Source organism: Chryseobacterium sp. RR2-3-20 (genome assembly GCF_017808115.1).
GTDB lineage: Bacteria > Bacteroidota > Bacteroidia > Flavobacteriales > Weeksellaceae > Chryseobacterium > Chryseobacterium oryzae.
This window is the reverse complement of the sequence record NZ_JADQBD010000008.1, coordinates 25,119-42,553: the sequence shown is the minus strand read 5'-3', so window position 1 is coordinate 42,553 and position 17,435 is coordinate 25,119. Positions and strand designations below refer to the sequence as shown.

General features: G+C 31.4%; 18 protein-coding genes. 11 read left to right on the top strand and 7 right to left on the bottom strand.

What is annotated here, in order from left to right:
* Positions 1-1,617, top strand: coding sequence for a class I SAM-dependent DNA methyltransferase (locus tag IV513_RS03495; protein ID WP_209389133.1), 1,617 nt, complete (start codon positions 1-3; stop codon positions 1,615-1,617).
* Positions 1,610-2,248, top strand: coding sequence for a restriction endonuclease subunit S (locus IV513_RS03490; RefSeq protein ID WP_209389132.1), 639 nt, complete (start codon positions 1,610-1,612; stop codon positions 2,246-2,248). Before IV513_RS03495 ends, IV513_RS03490 begins: the two co-directional genes overlap by 8 nt.
* Here IV513_RS03490 and IV513_RS03485 read toward each other — a convergent pair.
* From IV513_RS03485 to IV513_RS03475, 3 genes are all read right to left on the bottom strand, one after another.
* Positions 2,187-3,353 (bottom strand): restriction endonuclease subunit S, encoded by a 1,167-nt coding sequence (locus tag IV513_RS03485; RefSeq protein WP_262897315.1) that lies wholly within the window; start codon positions 3,351-3,353, stop codon positions 2,187-2,189. The genes IV513_RS03490 and IV513_RS03485 overlap by 62 nt on opposite strands.
* Positions 3,353-4,345 carry a site-specific tyrosine recombinase/integron integrase gene (gene xerA, locus IV513_RS03480; protein ID WP_209389130.1) on the bottom strand — a complete coding sequence of 331 codons (993 nt, stop codon included), beginning with the start codon at positions 4,343-4,345 and terminating at the stop codon, positions 3,353-3,355. Before xerA ends, IV513_RS03485 begins: the two co-directional genes overlap by 1 nt.
* A 119-nt stretch (positions 4,346-4,464) precedes the next feature.
* Complete coding sequence (locus IV513_RS03475; protein ID WP_209389129.1) at positions 4,465-5,142, bottom strand: restriction endonuclease subunit S; 678 nt, start codon at positions 5,140-5,142, stop codon at positions 4,465-4,467.
* Between the two features lie 105 nt (positions 5,143-5,247).
* On the opposite strand from IV513_RS03475, the gene IV513_RS03470 reads away from it, so the two are divergent.
* On the top strand, positions 5,248-7,071 hold the full coding sequence (locus IV513_RS03470; RefSeq protein WP_209389128.1) for a DUF262 domain-containing protein: 1,824 nt from the start codon (positions 5,248-5,250) through the stop codon (positions 7,069-7,071).
* Between the two features lie 61 nt (positions 7,072-7,132).
* Positions 7,133-7,798, top strand: coding sequence for an endonuclease/exonuclease/phosphatase family protein (locus IV513_RS03465; protein WP_209389127.1), 666 nt, complete (start codon positions 7,133-7,135; stop codon positions 7,796-7,798).
* A 57-nt stretch (positions 7,799-7,855) separates the two neighbouring features.
* On the opposite strand, the gene IV513_RS03460 is transcribed toward IV513_RS03465, so the two are convergent.
* Positions 7,856-9,502, bottom strand: coding sequence for a hypothetical protein (locus tag IV513_RS03460; RefSeq protein ID WP_209389126.1), 1,647 nt, complete (start codon positions 9,500-9,502; stop codon positions 7,856-7,858).
* Positions 9,503-9,957: 455 nt separating this feature from the next.
* Between IV513_RS03460 and IV513_RS03455 the strand changes: the two genes are divergently transcribed.
* The 4 genes from IV513_RS03455 (at position 9,958) to IV513_RS03440 (ending at position 12,823) form a co-directional block, all read left to right on the top strand.
* Entirely contained in the window at positions 9,958-10,263 is a 306-nt protein-coding gene (locus IV513_RS03455; protein ID WP_209389125.1) for a helix-turn-helix domain-containing protein, read from the top strand.
* Positions 10,260-11,489: a type II toxin-antitoxin system HipA family toxin gene (locus tag IV513_RS03450; RefSeq protein WP_209389124.1), complete on the top strand. Its 1,230-nt coding sequence runs from the start codon at positions 10,260-10,262 to the stop codon at positions 11,487-11,489. The genes IV513_RS03455 and IV513_RS03450 overlap by 4 nt, the downstream gene beginning before the upstream one ends.
* Before the next feature lie 93 nt (positions 11,490-11,582).
* Positions 11,583-12,515, top strand: a complete 933-nt coding sequence (locus IV513_RS03445; RefSeq protein ID WP_209389123.1) for a YafY family protein — start codon at positions 11,583-11,585, stop codon at positions 12,513-12,515.
* Positions 12,516-12,526: 11 nt separating this feature from the next.
* Positions 12,527-12,823: a cyclic-phosphate processing receiver domain-containing protein gene (locus IV513_RS03440; protein ID WP_209389122.1), complete on the top strand. Its 297-nt coding sequence runs from the start codon at positions 12,527-12,529 to the stop codon at positions 12,821-12,823.
* A 112-nt stretch (positions 12,824-12,935) separates the two neighbouring features.
* On the opposite strand, the gene IV513_RS03435 is transcribed toward IV513_RS03440, so the two are convergent.
* Positions 12,936-13,094 carry a hypothetical protein gene (locus IV513_RS03435; protein WP_209389121.1) on the bottom strand — a complete coding sequence of 53 codons (159 nt, stop codon included), beginning with the start codon at positions 13,092-13,094 and terminating at the stop codon, positions 12,936-12,938.
* A 115-nt stretch (positions 13,095-13,209) separates the two neighbouring features.
* Here IV513_RS03435 and IV513_RS03430 point away from each other — a divergent pair, with 115 nt between their 5' ends.
* On the top strand, positions 13,210-14,247 hold the full coding sequence (locus IV513_RS03430) for a hypothetical protein (protein ID WP_209389120.1): 1,038 nt from the start codon (positions 13,210-13,212) through the stop codon (positions 14,245-14,247).
* Positions 14,244-15,158 carry a WG repeat-containing protein gene (locus IV513_RS03425; RefSeq protein ID WP_209389119.1) on the top strand — a complete coding sequence of 305 codons (915 nt, stop codon included), beginning with the start codon at positions 14,244-14,246 and terminating at the stop codon, positions 15,156-15,158. Before IV513_RS03430 ends, IV513_RS03425 begins: the two co-directional genes overlap by 4 nt.
* On the opposite strand, the gene IV513_RS03420 is transcribed toward IV513_RS03425, so the two are convergent.
* Positions 15,155-15,385, bottom strand: a complete 231-nt coding sequence (locus IV513_RS03420) for a hypothetical protein (RefSeq protein ID WP_209389118.1) — start codon at positions 15,383-15,385, stop codon at positions 15,155-15,157. The two genes, IV513_RS03425 and IV513_RS03420, sit on opposite strands and share 4 nt — an antisense overlap.
* 177 nt (positions 15,386-15,562) lie before the next feature.
* Here IV513_RS03420 and IV513_RS03415 point away from each other — a divergent pair, with 177 nt between their 5' ends.
* Positions 15,563-15,871, top strand: a complete 309-nt coding sequence (locus IV513_RS03415) for a helix-turn-helix domain-containing protein (protein ID WP_165136776.1) — start codon at positions 15,563-15,565, stop codon at positions 15,869-15,871.
* Between the two features lie 118 nt (positions 15,872-15,989).
* On the opposite strand, the gene IV513_RS03410 is transcribed toward IV513_RS03415, so the two are convergent.
* Positions 15,990-17,201 carry a site-specific integrase gene (locus tag IV513_RS03410; RefSeq protein WP_209389117.1) on the bottom strand — a complete coding sequence of 404 codons (1,212 nt, stop codon included), beginning with the start codon at positions 17,199-17,201 and terminating at the stop codon, positions 15,990-15,992.
* Positions 17,202-17,435: the final 234 nt, after the last annotated feature.

Here is a 17,435-nt window from a genome sequence, read left to right as displayed (position 1 = left end):
ATGACAGATAGAGAGTTTGTATCGAAAACGATGCAACTAATTGACGACCTGAAAAGCGTTTGTGCAAACTACGGTCTTGGAAATGATGCAAGCGAATTTAATATCATCACACAGGTTTTCCTGTTCAAATATTTGAACGACAAGTTCATTTACGAAGCCAAAAAAGCCAATCCAAAACTTGACGAAGCGGAAAACTTTCAGGAAGCTTATGAAAGTCTCCCTGAAGATCAGCGAAAGTTCTTGCTGGCGAGAATTGGAAACAAAGCAGCAAAACTTCAACCGGAACAAACGATTGCATATCTTTTCAATAATTCAAACAGAGATAATTTCGCTGAAACTTATTTTGATGGAACGTTGAGAAACATCAGTAATGATAATGTAAACATCTATTCTGTAAAATCTTCGACAGGGGTAAAAGATAAAATGTTTGACGACATCAGTCTTTTTATCCGTGATGCTTCGCAGCGTGATGCATTTTGTAGAGCCATTGTAAATAAGTTGGTGAACGTAAATTTTCAGAAAATGTTCTCGGAGAAATATGATTTCTTCGCGACGATTTTTGAATATTTAATCAAAGATTACAACAGCGACAGTGGTGGAAAATACGCTGAGTATTATACGCCACATGCAGTCGCTAGAATTATGGCGGCAATTATGGTAAACTATAAAGTAAATGGGGTTAAAGTTTACGATCCAAGTGCAGGATCTGGAACTTTGTTGATGAATATTGCACACGCAATTGGTGAGCGAAATTGCACCATTTATTCCGAAGATATTTCGCAGAAATCGGCAAATATGCTGCGTTTAAATCTCATTATCAACAGTCTTTCGCATTCCATTCCCAATATTGTAAAAGGGAACACCATTCTTAATCCAAGTTATTTGGGAGAAAAATTTGATTACATCGTTTCAAATCCGCCATTTAAACTTGATTTCTCCGATTATCAGAAAGATATTTCAGCCGATGCATACAAAGAAAGATTTTTTGCAGGAGTTCCTAATATTCCAAAAACGAAGAAGGAAAGCATGGCAATTTATCTTCTTTTCATTCAGCATATCATGCACAGCATGTCAGAGAAAGGAAAAGCGGCTATTGTAGTTCCTACAGGATTTATTACGGCACAAAGCGGAATCGAAAAAAAGATTCGTCAAGCATTGGTTGAACGTGGTTGGCTTCGAGGTGTTGTAAGTATGCCAAGTAATATTTTTGCAAGTACAGGAACGAACGTATCAATTTTGTTTTTTGATAAAAAAGCAGACAATGAAAAAATCGTTTTGGTGGACGCTTCCAAATTAGGGGAAACGGTAAAAGATGGCAAAAATCAAAAAACTGTTTTGACCAAGACCGAAGAAGAACGCATCATTCGGGCGATGAATGAAAAACAAGCCGAGGAAGACTTCTCTGTTGTTCTTACTGCAAAAGAAATTGAAGACAAAAATTTCAGTTTTTCCGCAGGTCAATATTTTGAAGTGAAGATTGAATATGTGGACATTACTGCCGAGGAATTTGAAGTGAAATTAAATGGTTTTGAAAGTAAGTTGCATGAACTTTTTGCAGAAGGAAATGCATTGGATTTAGAGATTATGAAACAATTGAAGGGGTTGAAGTATGAGTGATTGGAAAATTTGTAAACTTGGTGAAATTGCTGATGTCAAACTAAGTAATGTTGATAAGAAAACGAATTCAGACGAAATTTCAGTCAGACTTTGTAATTATACCGATGTTTATAAGAATGATTTTATAAACGCCCATAAAGCGGAAACTTTCATGGTTGCATCTTGCAACGATAATGAATTCGAAAAATTTATTTTAAGAAAAGGTCAAGTTGCAATTACCAAGGATAGTGAAAAGCGAGATGATATTGGAATTTCAACTTATATTTCTGAAGACTTTGAAGATGTGGTTTTGGGATATCATTTATCACTAATCACACCGAATGAAAACCATTTAGATGGTAGATTTCTTCATTATTGGTTCAATACGCAATTAGCAAAAACATATTTTGAAAATAATGCAGGCGGAAGTGGACAAAGATGTACTTTACCGATAGATATCATAAAATCTATTCCTGTCCATTTGCCTGAAATTGAAATTCAGAAGAGGATTTCTTCCATTCTTTCCAAATTGGAAAAAAAAATCGAAATTAATAATAGGATAAATGATAATTTACCGCAAAGAAAAAACATTATTTTACTGAAACTTGACCATTCATTAACATTGGAAGCAACCAGTCACGCAGTTGCATAAGTTTTTGATTTTCAACTAAATTTACTTTTATTTTCTCAAAGAAAGACAAATTTAGATGATAGTGTTTACTTAATATTTCATGTAAAGGATTCACTACTTCAAGTTCTTTTATTTTATCTTGGGACAAGTTATCTCTAGCAGACCCTGAACTCAACGAAACTAAATAATTGTAAAGATTATCCAATGTAAATTTTGAATAATATAAAAGTTCTTTTTGATTTGGTATTATTGCACAGATTGCCTGATTAGTAGTTGCTTCAAAAGTAATCAAGCTGGTTTTTCCTGCAGTTGCTCCATACATTGCGATAAGTATTGTTTCAGCTGGAAATAATTTAGCGGACGAATTTTGTAAGCCTGTTTCTGTTATGTAATTATTTGTATTTACAATAATTGGATTGTTCAATTCTCCACTATTAATCCAAGGGATTTTCCCATTTACATAATATGAATCTTCAGTAGATTTTGGTGTCCCTCCAGAACCAGTCGTTGCAAAATTTTTCAATTTCTTCACTTCCCAATCTTTCGGCATATCACTCTTCAAAACTTCGTTATAAACCATTTTTCCACCTGATGATTTATAAGGTTTCCCATTTTCATCTGGAAAATCAAACTGTACGAACCAATAATCGTAAATCGTTTTAGCCAGAGCCTCTAAATTATCATTTATTTGATTGTTTACATGGATTTTTCGGTCAATATTTTCAAGAAATTTCGCAACAATTTTTTGCAATTCTAAGGGCGGTAAGTTAATTTCTAAATCGTAATAACTTGAAAATGTCATACTTGGTACACCTGTTCCCGTGTTCAGGTTTTCCAGATTCAAACTTTTCAAATAATAATAAAGGAAATACGGAGCGGTTAATTTTTCATTGATTTCGGTATAATAAAGCGTATCAACTGTCCAAAATGGTTGATTTGCGTATTGGATATTTTGCAGAGAGCCTTTTCGGGGAAGTAAAATACTTGGCTTATCGTAAATGTATTCATCTACCAACCGCATCAAACCACCACTTCCATAAACAGGAATATTACCTTCAGATAAAGATTTATGATCTTTTCCGTTTTTGATTTTCAACAAATCACTCAACTTAAAATTACTCCTCATCATCCTATAAATTTTCTGTGGGCAATTTTTACATTTCCTTGGTTTACCATAGCATAATGTAAAGTTGTGTCAATCTTTACATGTCCCAATAGTTTTTGAACTTGTTCAATAGGCATTCCTTTATCAATCGCTAAAGTTGCCAAAGTGCGCCGAAATTTGTGAGGATGAACCTTATCAATGTTGCACTTTTTACCCAAATTTTTAATTCGTGTTTCGATGGCTCCAATTGTCAATCTAGAATTTGGTTGTGCTAAAGAAACAAATAAAGCGTTATTCTTATCCAAACGGCTTTCGAGGTACTTTTTGAGGTGTATTTTTGTCCGTGCATCAAAATAGACCATTCGTTGCGAATTTCCTTTTCCAAGTACAACACATTCTCTTTCGTGAAAATCAATATCTGCAATATTTAATCTCACCAATTCGCCAACTCTCATTCCTGTAGATGAAAGCAGTTCAACCATTGCAAGGTCTCTTATTTCGGAGCAATTATCACGTAAAGTTTCAATTTGCTCATCGGTAAGGATTTCTTTTACCTGTCTTCCCGATTTTACTTTGTGAATCCTTCTCACAGGACTTTTCAGTATATAATCCTCGTCTTCCAACCAGCCAAAAAAAGAAGAAAAAATTCTTCGGATATTGTCAATTGTAATTTTGCTAGACTTTTTAATATCTTGATAATTCGAGAGATAAAATCTCAAATCATTCGTAGAAATCTCTACAACAGTTTTTTTAATTTCAGTAAAAAGATGATTAATCGTCGAAGTATAATATTTCAAAGATTTTTCAGAACATCCTTCAACTTTTTTTGATGAAATAAAAAGAGACAATAGTTTAGAATTGTCTAAAATATCATCGTTATACTCTGGCTGAAAGTCGCTAATAATCTTATTTTGCAGAGAATTTAAAAGAGTTTGATTAAGAAATTCCATCTGTTGTTCGTTGATAATCATTTGCATTGACATCTTAATCTCGTTGATAAAATTGTTATTCATGAAATTGGGGTTAAGTTAAAACCGCGCAATTTCTCCAATTGCTTTGGAAAACAGCTTTCAGATAAAGATTAGTTATCAACAAATATAGATAAATGATAATTTACCGCAAAGAAAAAACATTATTTTACTGAAACTTGACCATTCATCAACATTGGAAGTAGCCAGTCGCGAAGCTGTGTAAGTTCCTGATTTTCTTTAAGATTATTTGAGATTTGTTGATTTAGCGGAGTTACTAATTTACCGTAGTCATTTAATAGTACATAGCTTGGCTCAGCATATTTTAATATTTCAATATCCTTTGGATAAACGTGTGGCTGAGCAGAACCTTTTGCTTGATTAAATATATGATCCTGTACTGATTTTAGAAATTCTAGAGCGAAAAGAGTCTCGCTTAAATTTTTTCCTCTAACGGTTGTGCAATCACAAGCAAAAATGGGTTCTCGCCAAAAGTTTATTAGTCCAGCATTTGCTCCAGAAGCACTAATTGTAATTGTGTTCTCTGCAAAGTTGCTTCTGTCATGAAAATATGAGAAATCAACACCTGCCGAAACAACTTTTATTTTTCCATCTTTATTTGCTGTTTTTTCTGTTATTAATGTTCCTTTTTTAATCTTAAATGAATCTTCTAAGCTTTTCACTTCCCAACAATTAGGAATTTCTCTTTTCAAAACTTCATTATAAACCATTTTCCCACCCGAAGATTTATAAGGTTTCCCATTTTCATCAGGAAAATCAAACTGAACGAACCAATAATCGTAAATCGTTTTGGCAAGTGCCTCTAAATTATCATTTAACAATTAGCGAATTAAATACCATAGATACTTTTATTATTTCTCCATTTTACTTACATTTAAAAATTGCTTTTTCATATGATTTAAGGCAAAAAAAATAAACTTTACATTATGAATATCATTCCCCACGATCGAACAATACATATGTTGCTAAATAACCCAATTGAACAATTAATTGTTCCTTCATATCAGAGAAGATATGCATGGGAAGATAAACAAACCGCATTCCTTTTTGAAGATATTGATATGCTTCAATCAAATGAAGGTCACTTGTTTGGTATGTTGATTATTCATACTGGACTTTATAATGGTGGGTTAAATAAAGTTGATGTTGTTGATGGTCAGCAAAGATTGACAACGGTTGTAATCTTATTATCAGTTTTGAGAGAGTTTTTTAAACTTCAACAAAAGGATCATTTTGTTAATGAAATCACATCTATGCTTAGATGCGTTGATGGGACAAATCTTGATTCTCCTAAATTGGTCCTTGGCGAACTCGATAATGCTGATTTGATCAAGATTATGAAAGGTAAAACTCATGACATCTTTAATAAAAACATTTTGGGTGCATATACCTTGTTCGAAAATCTCATTAATATTAGGATAAGTCAAGATGGTGAAAGCTGGTTGACTGATTTTTACCGAAAATTAGTTCATACTGCAAAAATAATACGTCTTGATGTTCAGCAAGCACAAGATGCATATAAACTTTTTGAGACTATCAACAATCGTGGACTTCCGTTGTCTGCGACAGATATTCTAAAAAACTTTATTTTAGGACACGCTGCTAAAATGGGTGTAGAAAAGTTGGAAGAAGTTAAAGAGCTTTGGTCACAGGTAATAGTATCGCTAGATGGAATTTCAACGGATGATTTTTTCAGGCAGTATATTTCATCTGTTTACAACAGAAAAATTACCAAAACAAATCTTATTGACGCTTTTAAGAAAGATTATTTTAAAAAAGTTAAGAATGTTCATTTGTTGGGGGAGTATCTATATAATGAAGAAGAAAAAGATTCTACGGAAATTAACGAAGACGAAATTGACGAAGAAACTATCAACACAGATAATAGCACTAAGGTTATCATTGGAAATGTTGAGCAAGCATCTAATGAAGAAGATAGAATTGACCTTGCAGATTATTTAAAAAAAATCGTCAATTGTGCATTAACGTATTCAAAAATATTCAACAAAAAATTTCCCTCTGACAAAATTAATGCTAAGTTGAGAGATTTAGCTGCAATTAGGAGCTTTCCATCTTACATATTTCTTATGCACTTTATGCAAAAATCATTTTCGGAATCTGAACAATTTAGAATGCTTGATATGGTTGGTGCAATAATGCTAAGAAGACACGTTTGTGAAAGAAGAACTAGTGAAAATGATGATATTTTTGCAAAGTTGCTAAAGATCAAAGAAACTGATAATTATTTAGAGGAGATAAAAGAATCTCTTTTAGAAGATTATCCCGATGATGATGAATTTTCTGACAGATTTCCAACTCAACAACTTAAAGGTATATTGGAGACAAGAGCGAAGTATATTTTATCACAATTAGAATATCATAAAATTGGAAATTATAACGAATATACCTTAAATTCTGGCAGAGATTTACACCTTGAACATATTATTCCTCAGAATATTATCTCTAAAGCTTCAAAAAATAAATTTGGAGATTGGGAAAGTTACTTAGGAGACAAATCAATTGTAAAGCATAAAAAGTATGTTAATAGGATTGGAAATATGACTCTACTGGCAAGTGAATTAAATATTAAGGCTTCAAACAATCCTTTTTCTAGAAAGAAAGCATTCTATAAAAAATCAAATATTCACATAACAAGAGAACTGTCCGATTATGGGAACTTTAAATTCTCTAATGTAGATAAGCGTGGAGATGAATTTGCGGATATTGCCCTAAAACTTTGGAAAATTTAATAAATTATATAACATATTTGCAAACCTTAATCTTCTATCCTGAATTAATTTTATCATCGATATGAAAGTTTTAACTTGGAATATCAGACGACCAAAAACCAACGAAAAGCGAATCCATGAAATCACTGAAATCATTTCCTATTTCAGTGCAGATATAATTTTTCTGACAGAAACAAATACAAACATTGAGTTTCCTGAATACCTCAAAATTTCAACAATTGAACTTCCATCACATTATAACGGAATAGAATTCCACGCAGGAGAAACAAAAACTTCAATTTACAGTAAAACTCAATTATCAAAAAGTATTGATACTTATGATGGGTTTTCTAGTGTATGTGTAGAAATGGACACAGAAATTGGTAAATTAATTCTTTATGGAAGCATAATTGGTTTTACAGGTGGAAGAAATAAACACTTTACTGAAGATTTGAAAATGCAAAAATTAGATTTACAAAGAATTGCTCAGAATGGAAATCTTTGTTTTGCTGGTGATTTGAATATTTCATTTTCTGGTTATCCATATCCAAGTAAAGCTGTTCAGAAAGATTTTAGAGATTTTTGTGAAGCTGAAAATCTTGAAATTATTACTCAAGACATTTCTAATTCTGTACTTCATATTGTTTTGAGCAAAAAATTATTGCTTGGAAAGTCAGTGAAAATTACAGAAAAGCCAATTGAGAAACGGATATCCGATCACAACTTAATTCTTGCAGAAATTAACTAGAATTTCAACATAAGCAATGGAAATGATAAAATGACCTCTTGCGAAACATATCCGTAGTTATAATTGTCTTTCTACATCTTCAAAATATGGATGATTGAATTTGTATGTCTTTTTCCTATCCTCTGCATATACTACAAATTCATTAAAAGGATTTTCATTGTTTAAAACTCTCTCAAAATCATTTATTGTATAACACTTGTAAGTGCTATTATACATATAAAGAGTGGGTGCGTTTATAAGAAAAATACCAATAACTTCGAAATGATTAATGTCTAAATCTATAGGGTTGTTTCCTCTGAATTTAAAGTGATTTCTTATTACTTCAATGTTTTGTTTAACCCACTCAACTTTTCTATTTAATTGGCTTTCATATTTAGATTTAAAATTACTATAATCTCTTTTCCAATTATTATAATCAAATCTTGACCTATTGTGTTTGCATTCACATACATAAATCCTTTTATTTTGAATGTCTAAAAATAAAATGTCAATGTCTCCAATTGTATTGTCAATATTAATATTTTGTTTATTATATGTAGCAAAACTTTTTATGTCAATTTCATAAGGATGATTTTTAGCTAATAAAATATTAGTAATGGGAAGTTGTAATATTTTATCATGAGTATTATCAATTTTTTCTATAAATTTTTTTAAATCAATATTTTCTTTCCATTCTTCTGGAAAAATACCAAAAGGGAAACAATTTGTAGTTAGAAGAACCATACTTTCTCCCCATTTATTTGCTCCAACTATATTAAAAATTTTACCATCTATTTTATATTCTAAAATTGGTCTGTAGATATGTCTTCTTATATCTTGATTTTTATAAAAACATTCTTCAATTGATAAAGCTACATCTTTATTTAAAGTCAATCCTTTATAAAAGCTATCAATGAAGTTATGGTCTACAGTTGTGTTTGCTTTTATATTCTTTATTATTTCTGAAAGCAAAGTAACTCCAAATTTATGTTCTGGTTTTTGAATAATTTCAGCAATGAAGTAGCATAAGTCATCATATTTAACTTTATACTTTTCTTCAATTAAATTTTTAAAGTCGTCAATGCAGTCAGAAAGTGCAACCTTGCTTTCATGATTCGGTAAGTCTTTAAAAATATGAGAAAAAAATATTGGATATGGTTGATAAGTTAAAAACGCAATTTCATTTAAATCATCACAATAATTAACACCGATTGCTTTGGGAAACAATTGACATTTTGCTAGATATTCACTTGAAATAAAAGCCCATTCTCCAATATATAACATCTCTTCCAAATAAGTTGCATATTCAGTAATATTGTCAAACATTTCTTTTGCGAAGTGTGGTGCTCCATTTAAATCATATTTTACAGATTGTTCTAAGATAATTTTTAAAATTTTTCGAGAAGCCGCAAACTTTTCTTCATTTATACTTAGTTTATAACCTTGAGTTTGCATTAAAAAAATATCAATTGAATCTTCATGAAGCAAATGGCAAAATAAATAAAAAGAAAATCTCTTTTCAGATTGAATTTTTTCTTCAAGTTTATTGCAAAAAAAAGAAAAGCAAAACTTAAATATTTCTTGTACAACGGTAGGGTCTCTAATTTCTCTGTTTTCTGTAAAGTATTTCTCTTTTACTAAGTTAGATAATTCAATCCAATAAACTTCTTTGTATTTATCATCTGAGATAATAACCTTTTTACCTTCAATATTATATCCTGCCATTTGTTATATATTTATTCATTACGGAAAAGAGACTTGAAAGGTGTGGGCTTCTGCAACCAAAAGTGGAGAAGAGAAAGAAACGCTTGCAAAAATTTTTCCATTTTTTAAAATTACGAAAAAACTAAAAAATATTTGTTTTCGTGTATTTTCTATGGTTTTCCTAAGAATACCTTCAATCTCGCACCTTGCAAGATCCCATGGTATATAGCATTTTCTTTAATTATAATGCATTCTTGAGAATTGAAAGAACGATTGTGATTAACTCATATTTACTCTAAAACTTTATTTACTTCAAGGCTTTACTTCGATATTCTAATTTGTAAAATATTGCATTGATAATCGGTTCATTTCCGTTCATCCTTGTTTTTATTTACAATATTATCAAATGTATTTTCGTATATTTGTAATACAATGATATTAGTTATATTCACTAAGTCAATATAAATACCCTTATAATGTTATTTATATCTCTTTCAAAAGCCCAAAAAAATTTAGTTCAAAATGTTCGTGAAAGAAGATTGCAGATGGATCTTACTCAAGAAGGTTTAGCAGAAAGGTCCGGTGTTCCATTATCAACTTTGAGAAAGTTTGAACAAACTGGAATGATTTCTTTAGAATCTTTTTTGAAAATTCTTTCTATTGTTGGTGGTTTAGAAGAGATGATTGAAGGTTTAAAGCCAATTACACCTGCTTTTAAATCTATAGACGAAGTCTTAAAGAGTGATGAAAAATCTGTTAAAAAAAGAGGAAGTAAGAAATGAGAACATCAATCAAAGAATTAAAAGTAGGATTGAATTTTGGACAAGAGATTCAACCAGTAGGACGATTAGTAATTCGTGATGAAATCATCTATTTTGAATATGACAATTCTTTCCTTAAAAGTAATTTGGAAATTTCACCAATAAAACTTCCACTACAACGTGGATTAATTGAACTTCCTAGAACACCTTTTGAAGGTTTGGCAGGTGTTTTCAATGACAGCTTGCCCGACGGTTGGGGAAGGCTACTTTTTGATAGAATGCTGAGAGCTGAAGGAATTTTGCCGAATGAAGTTACACCACTTGATCGTTTATCTTACGTTGGATTAAACGGAATGGGAGCTTTGGTTTATGAACCTGATGAAAGTCTTAACCATTACGATGAAAAAATTGACCTCGATGTTTTAGCATCGCAAACTGAGCAAGTTTTGGAAGGCGAATCTGGAGAAGTCATAAATGAACTATTAGCTTTAAATGGATCTTCTGCTGGAGCGAGACCAAAAGCATTAATTGGGGTTGATTCAGAAAGGAAAAACATTTCTCACGGTACAGGTGAATTGAGCGAAGGTTTTGAACATTGGATTGTGAAATTTCCGAACACCCAAGATGGAAACGATTCAGGAGCTATTGAGTATGTTTACTCGATTATGGCGGCAAATGCAGGATTAGAAATGCCTACAACACATTTATTTCCTTCACAAAAAGGAAGTGGTTATTTTGCCGTAAAAAGATTTGACAGAGATAAAAATAAGCGCTTCCACATGCACACTGTAAGCGGATTGATTCATAGTAACTTTCGGTTTCCATCTCATGATTATGAGGATTTGTTGGCTTTAACGAATTTTCTTACCAAAGATATTCGAGAGGTTGAAAAAATGTTCCGACTAGCAGTTTTCAATGTCATGGCACACAATCGAGACGACCATGCTAAAAATTTCAGCTTCTTAATGGATGAATCTGGCGAATGGAAATTGTCACCCGCGTACGATCTCACATTTTCAAATGGACCAGGTGGAGAACAAAGCACGATGGTGATGGGAGAAGGGCGAAATATTACTCGAACTCACCTTGAAAAGTTAGGTTTGGAAGCAAAACTTTCAAAAGCAGTTATAGATGAAATCATTCAAAAGACAAGTGCGGCATTGGGAAATTGGAAAAGCTTGGCAAAGGGATATGGTGTCAAGAAAGAAAATATTGAGCTGATTGAAAAACGTTTTGTAATATTTTAGATAATTGTTAGTATGAAAATTTACTATCACATCAATTAAATAGTCATAATTTGTCCGTTTGCTTGTTTATCTTTGACCTATAAAATTTAAACAATGGCAAAAAGAGATCAAATGTTGCGTTTGATTCATATTTCAAACTTGCTACAATCCAAGAAAAATGTAGGTGCGACTTATGATGAAGTACTTAATTACTTGGAAGAAAAACATTATTCAAATGGTTTCGATAATGATTTGGCGTTCAGTGAAAAAACATTCAAGCGTGATAGGGATTTACTTTGGGAACTTTTCGGAATTGAAATCCAATTCAAGCGATCGACCATGACTTACCAAATTGTTGAAGATGAAAACTTGGAGCAATCCAAAGGTGTTTTCGATAATTTACTGTTAGTAAACGCTTACCGACAAACCGCTGATCATTCTAAAATAATGCTTTTTGAAAAGCGTCAAGCATCTGGATTACACAATCTCGAGGGACTTATTTATGCGATTAAGAACTCGAAACTCATCAGTTTTAATTACACCAAATATTGGGATGGAATTCCTCAAAGAAAAGTCGTAGAATCTTATGCAGTGAAAGAATTCCGAAATCGCTGGTATTTGTTGGCGAATGAAAATGAAGGAAAAGGTTTTTTCATAAAAACCCACGGTTTAGATCGACTCACCGATTTGGAAATTCATAATAAAACTTTCAAAAATATTGAAACAGATATTGAAAAACTCTTTGTTAACTCATTCGGAATTGTTTCTACACCTTGTGAAACACCAAGGAAAATTGTTCTTTCATTTGATCCGTGGCAAGGAAAATTTGTAAAGTCGCTGCCAATCCATCATTCACAAAAAACATTGGTTGAAAACGACGAAGAATTTCGAATTGAATTAACATTAGTTCCCACCTACGATTTCTATCAGGAATTGCTTACACATGCGGAAAGATTGCGAATTATGGAACCGAAAAGTGTTAGGGAAGAATATTTGAAATTTCTTTCTGTGGCGCTGGAAATGAATGAAAAAGATAAGAAATTTTGAGCAAGAAAATTATGAATCTATATCTGGATGACCTTCGTTCTACTCCTGAAAATTTTGAAAGAGTTTATGACTATGATGAATTTGTAAACTTCATCAACAAAAATGGTGTTCCTGAGTTCATCAGTTTCGATCATGATTTAGGAGAAGGAAAAACAGGTTTCGATTGTGCGAAGTTTTTGGTTGAATTCTGTTTGGACAATGGAGTTTCGGACATCAATTTTCAAGTCCATAGCCAAAATCCTGTGGGAAAAGAGAATATTGAGAAATTGCTTGATAATTTTAACAGTTTAAAAAATCAGAATCATTAAAAGATGAAAATTTTGTCGCAAAATTAGTAGATATTTGCGACAAGATTTCGTTTTTTTCCATTTTGACAATCGTTAAACGGATGATTCTTACTAATTTAATCCAACTTGAATATCAAGTGATAGGATAAGCGACGATAAAAATTGCAATTGAAAATAGCAAAACAAAACCTACTTGCTTCAAAATTATTTTTCTTTCTTCAGAATGTTTCTTTTCAATTTCTTCTGTTACTTCTTCGAAGAAATGATTTCTAAGTTTTATTAAAATGTTCATATCTTTTTTATTCAAAGATAAGTGCTGATGAAGACAAACGGCGACTGTGAAAAATATTTTTGAGGGACTTGTTTTGGCGGTTTAATGGGTTAAATTTGTCTGAAATTAGAATTTCATGGAAAACACATATGCTTCAGAACTTGTTAATTGGGCGGAGAAAGCGATAAATATCTGCAAAACAATTGCCGAAGATTATCATTTAGATTATTATGCTTTTCAAAAACCTTGCAACCTAAAAAGTAAGAACTTAATTCTTGCGCTAAATCCGTTTTCAAATTATGCATTTCCATCAAAAAAAGTTGATAAGAGAATAGAAAGCACATTGGATTCACAAAAGTTTTTGCAAGGAAATTCCAAATGGAATGGATATCAAACTAATTGGAAAGTACTTCGTCAACTGATGAAAATGAAGATAATTTATGATATGGAACTTGATTTTAACTATATGAATTATGTTTATTTCCCTTCTAAAAAATTTATTGACATAAAGAAAATCAAGGAAGTAAATATTTTAGAAACTTGTAAAGATTTAACCTTAGAATTTATCAATATCCTTCAACCAGAAAACATCATTTTATTAGGAACAAGTTCGGGAATGGATGAATTTGAAATTGATGGTGAAGTTTTGCTTGTCGGAAATGATAATAAGAGATTAATTATCAGAGGAAAAATTGGGAATCATAAAGTTTTTGCAATTCCTCATCCTTCCTGGCTTTCAGATGATGAATTATGTTCAATTGACCTAAATTTAAGACAGATTAATTTGAAGCAAAAACAATCAGGTTTTATTTCTTTACACAACATGCCAAAATTATCTCGACATGAAATAGATGAAACTCTTCATTCTTTAATTACAGATAATATGCACCAAAAGTTTACAGATATTTTACTGGATGGAATAGAGGACGACAAATTATTAATTAGAGTAAATTATATCGAAAAAAATATAGGCGTTAGAAATGCATCAGGAAAAGATTTCTATGCTTTAAAACATGTTGATTTTTATAAAAGCTTTTTTTCTAATATTATAATAGAAAATAAAAATTCTTGGGCTTTTATGAAAAAATTCCCTTCTCATTTTTTTACAGAAAACAGTGATATAAGCAATGAAATAATAAATTTCGCAGAAGAAATTAATAAAAACAGAAAATGAAAAAAATCCACCCTTGGCAAGCCAATGATTTAGCAGGAGATTATGAAGAAAAAGGTTTCCATCCAACTGATTGGGAAGAAGTAACTGATTTTGATGAAGAAGGTTATGGATGGGTCTGTACCGATGATGGTTTTGGATTTGTAAACAGAGAAGGATATTTGGTGATTCCCGATGAATACGAAACCATTAATTATCCTTTTTTCCAAAACGATTATTGTATTGCGCGAAAAAATGGAAAATATGGAATTTTCGACCGTCAAAATAATCCTGTAGTACCGTTTATTTATGATAATATTTTTGCTGACCTTTCATCCGAAAGTCCACGAGTTGCACTTTGTTTTAATGGAAAGTGGAAAATCATCGATATCGATGGAAACCTGATTCTGCATTTGAATTTTGATGATTTTTATAGTTTCAACGAAGATTTGATAATTGTTGGTAAAGACGATAAGTTTGGGATAATTGATTTTGATCAAAATGTTATCATGGATTTTGAATGGGATCATTTGGAGTTTATCGGTGACAATTTTTGTGCAGGAAAAACTGTCGATGTATTCTTTGACAGAGAAAAATTGGAATTAGAAGGTGTTCACTATAGTAATTATTTCAAGTATTTTAACAAAGATTTTCAGAAAATAAAGTTTGGAATCATCGACATCCATAAGAATATCCTTTTCCCTTTTGTTTCTGATTCACCAGTTCGAGAATTCAATCCCAAAAATGGTCGAGCGAGAATCATAAAAAATTATTGGGAAAATCCTGATTTGGATGATGATGATTTGTGTTTTGTTGCAGATTCTGAAGGAAACAAAATTCCTTTTTCACCATCTTTGACGAAAGAAGAAAGAAGCAAAAACTTTCATAAAAGATGCCACGAACTTATCTTTGGAGAAGGAACATTCCCATATTAAATCTGCATCCAATACGAACCAGAATCCACCGACCGAAACCTTCCTTTTGAAGTCGTTGCATAAATTGTTTCGCCTCTTCGGAAAATATCCCAAAATTCTCCTACTTCGGTCGAGCCATTAAATCTGATTTGCCAAGAAATCCCTGCGTTATCAGAAATTTCGAGCAAAAAAGGATTGCATTTTGAAATGCGGATGAGTTTTATCCCCATCGAAATAATTTGAGCCATAATGAGTTTTTTTGAAAATTCAGACATTCTGTTTTGTTGTTGTTCAATGAATTCTCATGTTCATTTTCATTGAACACTACTAGAGGTTATTGCTTTTTCTGTTTACTTAATCGTACCTTTAAATATAATAATCAAAAAAATCATGATAAATTATGGAGAATCCATTTGAGTTAATTAATGAGCGATTGCAAAAAAATCGAAGATTTACTGCAGGAATTAGTGCAAAAAAACCCATTAGTTCACGAAGTTAATCACGATAATGAATTGATGTCAATTGATGAGCTTGCAAAGTATTTACGCTTAAGTAAATCAACAATTTACAAACTCAAATCTACTCGCGAAATTCCTTCTTTTAAAACAGGTAAAATCCTTATGTTTAAGCGAAAAGATGTTGATGAATGGTTAAAAAGATGTCGTTCTAAGTCAAAATATGAGATTGAGCAGGAAGCAATTAGAGATTTCAAAAAAATGCGTCTTAAACATTAGTGAATTGTATTATGCAAATTATGCATAACCTTTAATTCATTCAATTGATAATCAGAATGTTTCCGATTATCTTTTACTAATTTCACATTAGTAAAATTTGTAAGTGAAGAAGAAAATATTATTTAATAATATCCTCAATAATTTTATCCAATTTTGCATCTGGAAGAGAATTCAAATAGGACATTGTCGAATTGATATCCTTGTGGCCTAATGCTTCTCGAATAATTTCAATTGAAACATTTTCAAACTTTAGTGCAGTAGCAAAGGAATGTCTTGCGCAATAAAAGGTGATATTTTTATTGATTTTAAGATTGCTCATTATATCCTTCAAATATTTATTGACATAAATCGTCAAATACTTTTGAGACTTATTCTTCAAGTAAGTTTTTGTAGGATTGTTGTTTTTTACTATGGATAATAGAAATTTAGAGTCGGGTTCTGATTTATATTTCGTTAGAATTTTTTCTGTGATGTCATTTAATTTGAATTTAACGGCAACCCCTGTTTTTTCTCGGTAGTAAGAAATATTCTTATCAATTAGTGCATTCTTTTCGAGTTGCATCATATCGATGAAATTAATTCCCCTTGAGTAATAACTGAACAGAAACATATCTTTGGCAAATTGTTCGTACTGATCCTTTGGTTTATATTTTTTTAATAGGTCGATTTCGCTCACGCTCAAGAATTCTTTTTTGCTGTTACTCTTGATTTGGGAAATTTTGTAATCCTTGAAAGGGTATTGTTTTTCCTTGATTACTTTAGCCTTGATTGCCTGATTAAAAACGCTTCTAATCGCCCTCATTCGGATTCCGATAGTTGCAGGTGTATTTCCTTTTTCAATACAATGTGCCTCATATTTTTTGAGGGTTAGATATTTAATCTCGTTAAAACCGATGTCTTTTTTGTCAAAAAATTTTTGAAGAGAGTTTAATGCATCTTGGTCAACTTGCGCAGAACCAATTTTATCTGATTTTTTTAGGTTTTCAATAACGATTTCTTGAAACTTGGTGTAGGACATTGTTTTCAAGTCTCCCTTATAATTCTTAATCTCATAAATTACATCCTGCAGCGTATAGGGAATATTATCATCTTCAAGATCTTCAATAATCTTTGAAGCAATTCCTTTGTATTTATCAATAAACTTATTAAGTTTTTCGTAATCAGGGTGGCTTTTTTTTACACGTTCCGTTTCTGCGCTCCATTGTTGGTCAGTACATGAATGTCGAAGTGACAAACTTGTATTTTTTCTGTCTTTGATAAACGACATGATGATACTTTTTTCACCATTTGATTTAGCGTTATTCTTTAAAGTAAACTGAAAAGTGGTCATTTTTTATACTTTTTTTTGACGAACATTTGACGAACATTTGCTCTACAAATATAAAGAAAAGTAAATTAGAATAAGAAACTTTATTTTGTAAAACACTGATAATCAGTTAAAAATAAAGTATAATAAAACAATGTAAAGTATAATAAAAAAGAAATTAAATGACTCATAATCAGGTGGTCCCTGGTTCGAGCCCAGGTGGGACCACAACCAAACCCTTGAATACACTAATATTCA

Excerpts from the sequence above, each read along its gene's own strand:
- IV513_RS03495 (WP_209389133.1), top strand. The coding sequence starts at position 1 with ATGACAGATAGAGAGTTTGTATCGAAAACGATGCAACTAATTGACGAC.
- IV513_RS03490 (WP_209389132.1), top strand. The coding sequence starts at position 1,610 with ATGAGTGATTGGAAAATTTGTAAACTTGGTGAAATTGCTGATGTCAAA.
- IV513_RS03485 (WP_262897315.1), bottom strand. The coding sequence starts at position 3,353 with ATGAGGAGTAATTTTAAGTTGAGTGATTTGTTGAAAATCAAAAACGGA.
- xerA (WP_209389130.1), bottom strand. The coding sequence starts at position 4,345 with ATGAATAACAATTTTATCAACGAGATTAAGATGTCAATGCAAATGATT.
- IV513_RS03470 (WP_209389128.1), top strand. The coding sequence starts at position 5,248 with ATGAATATCATTCCCCACGATCGAACAATACATATGTTGCTAAATAAC.
- IV513_RS03465 (WP_209389127.1), top strand. The coding sequence starts at position 7,133 with ATGAAAGTTTTAACTTGGAATATCAGACGACCAAAAACCAACGAAAAG.
- IV513_RS03460 (WP_209389126.1), bottom strand. The coding sequence starts at position 9,502 with ATGGCAGGATATAATATTGAAGGTAAAAAGGTTATTATCTCAGATGAT.
- IV513_RS03455 (WP_209389125.1), top strand. The coding sequence starts at position 9,958 with ATGTTATTTATATCTCTTTCAAAAGCCCAAAAAAATTTAGTTCAAAAT.
- IV513_RS03450 (WP_209389124.1), top strand. The coding sequence starts at position 10,260 with ATGAGAACATCAATCAAAGAATTAAAAGTAGGATTGAATTTTGGACAA.
- IV513_RS03445 (WP_209389123.1), top strand. The coding sequence starts at position 11,583 with ATGGCAAAAAGAGATCAAATGTTGCGTTTGATTCATATTTCAAACTTG.
- IV513_RS03440 (WP_209389122.1), top strand. The coding sequence starts at position 12,527 with ATGAATCTATATCTGGATGACCTTCGTTCTACTCCTGAAAATTTTGAA.
- IV513_RS03435 (WP_209389121.1), bottom strand. The coding sequence starts at position 13,094 with ATGAACATTTTAATAAAACTTAGAAATCATTTCTTCGAAGAAGTAACA.
- IV513_RS03430 (WP_209389120.1), top strand. The coding sequence starts at position 13,210 with ATGGAAAACACATATGCTTCAGAACTTGTTAATTGGGCGGAGAAAGCG.
- IV513_RS03425 (WP_209389119.1), top strand. The coding sequence starts at position 14,244 with ATGAAAAAAATCCACCCTTGGCAAGCCAATGATTTAGCAGGAGATTAT.
- IV513_RS03420 (WP_209389118.1), bottom strand. The coding sequence starts at position 15,385 with ATGGCTCAAATTATTTCGATGGGGATAAAACTCATCCGCATTTCAAAA.
- IV513_RS03415 (WP_165136776.1), top strand. The coding sequence starts at position 15,563 with ATGAGCGATTGCAAAAAAATCGAAGATTTACTGCAGGAATTAGTGCAA.
- IV513_RS03410 (WP_209389117.1), bottom strand. The coding sequence starts at position 17,201 with ATGACCACTTTTCAGTTTACTTTAAAGAATAACGCTAAATCAAATGGT.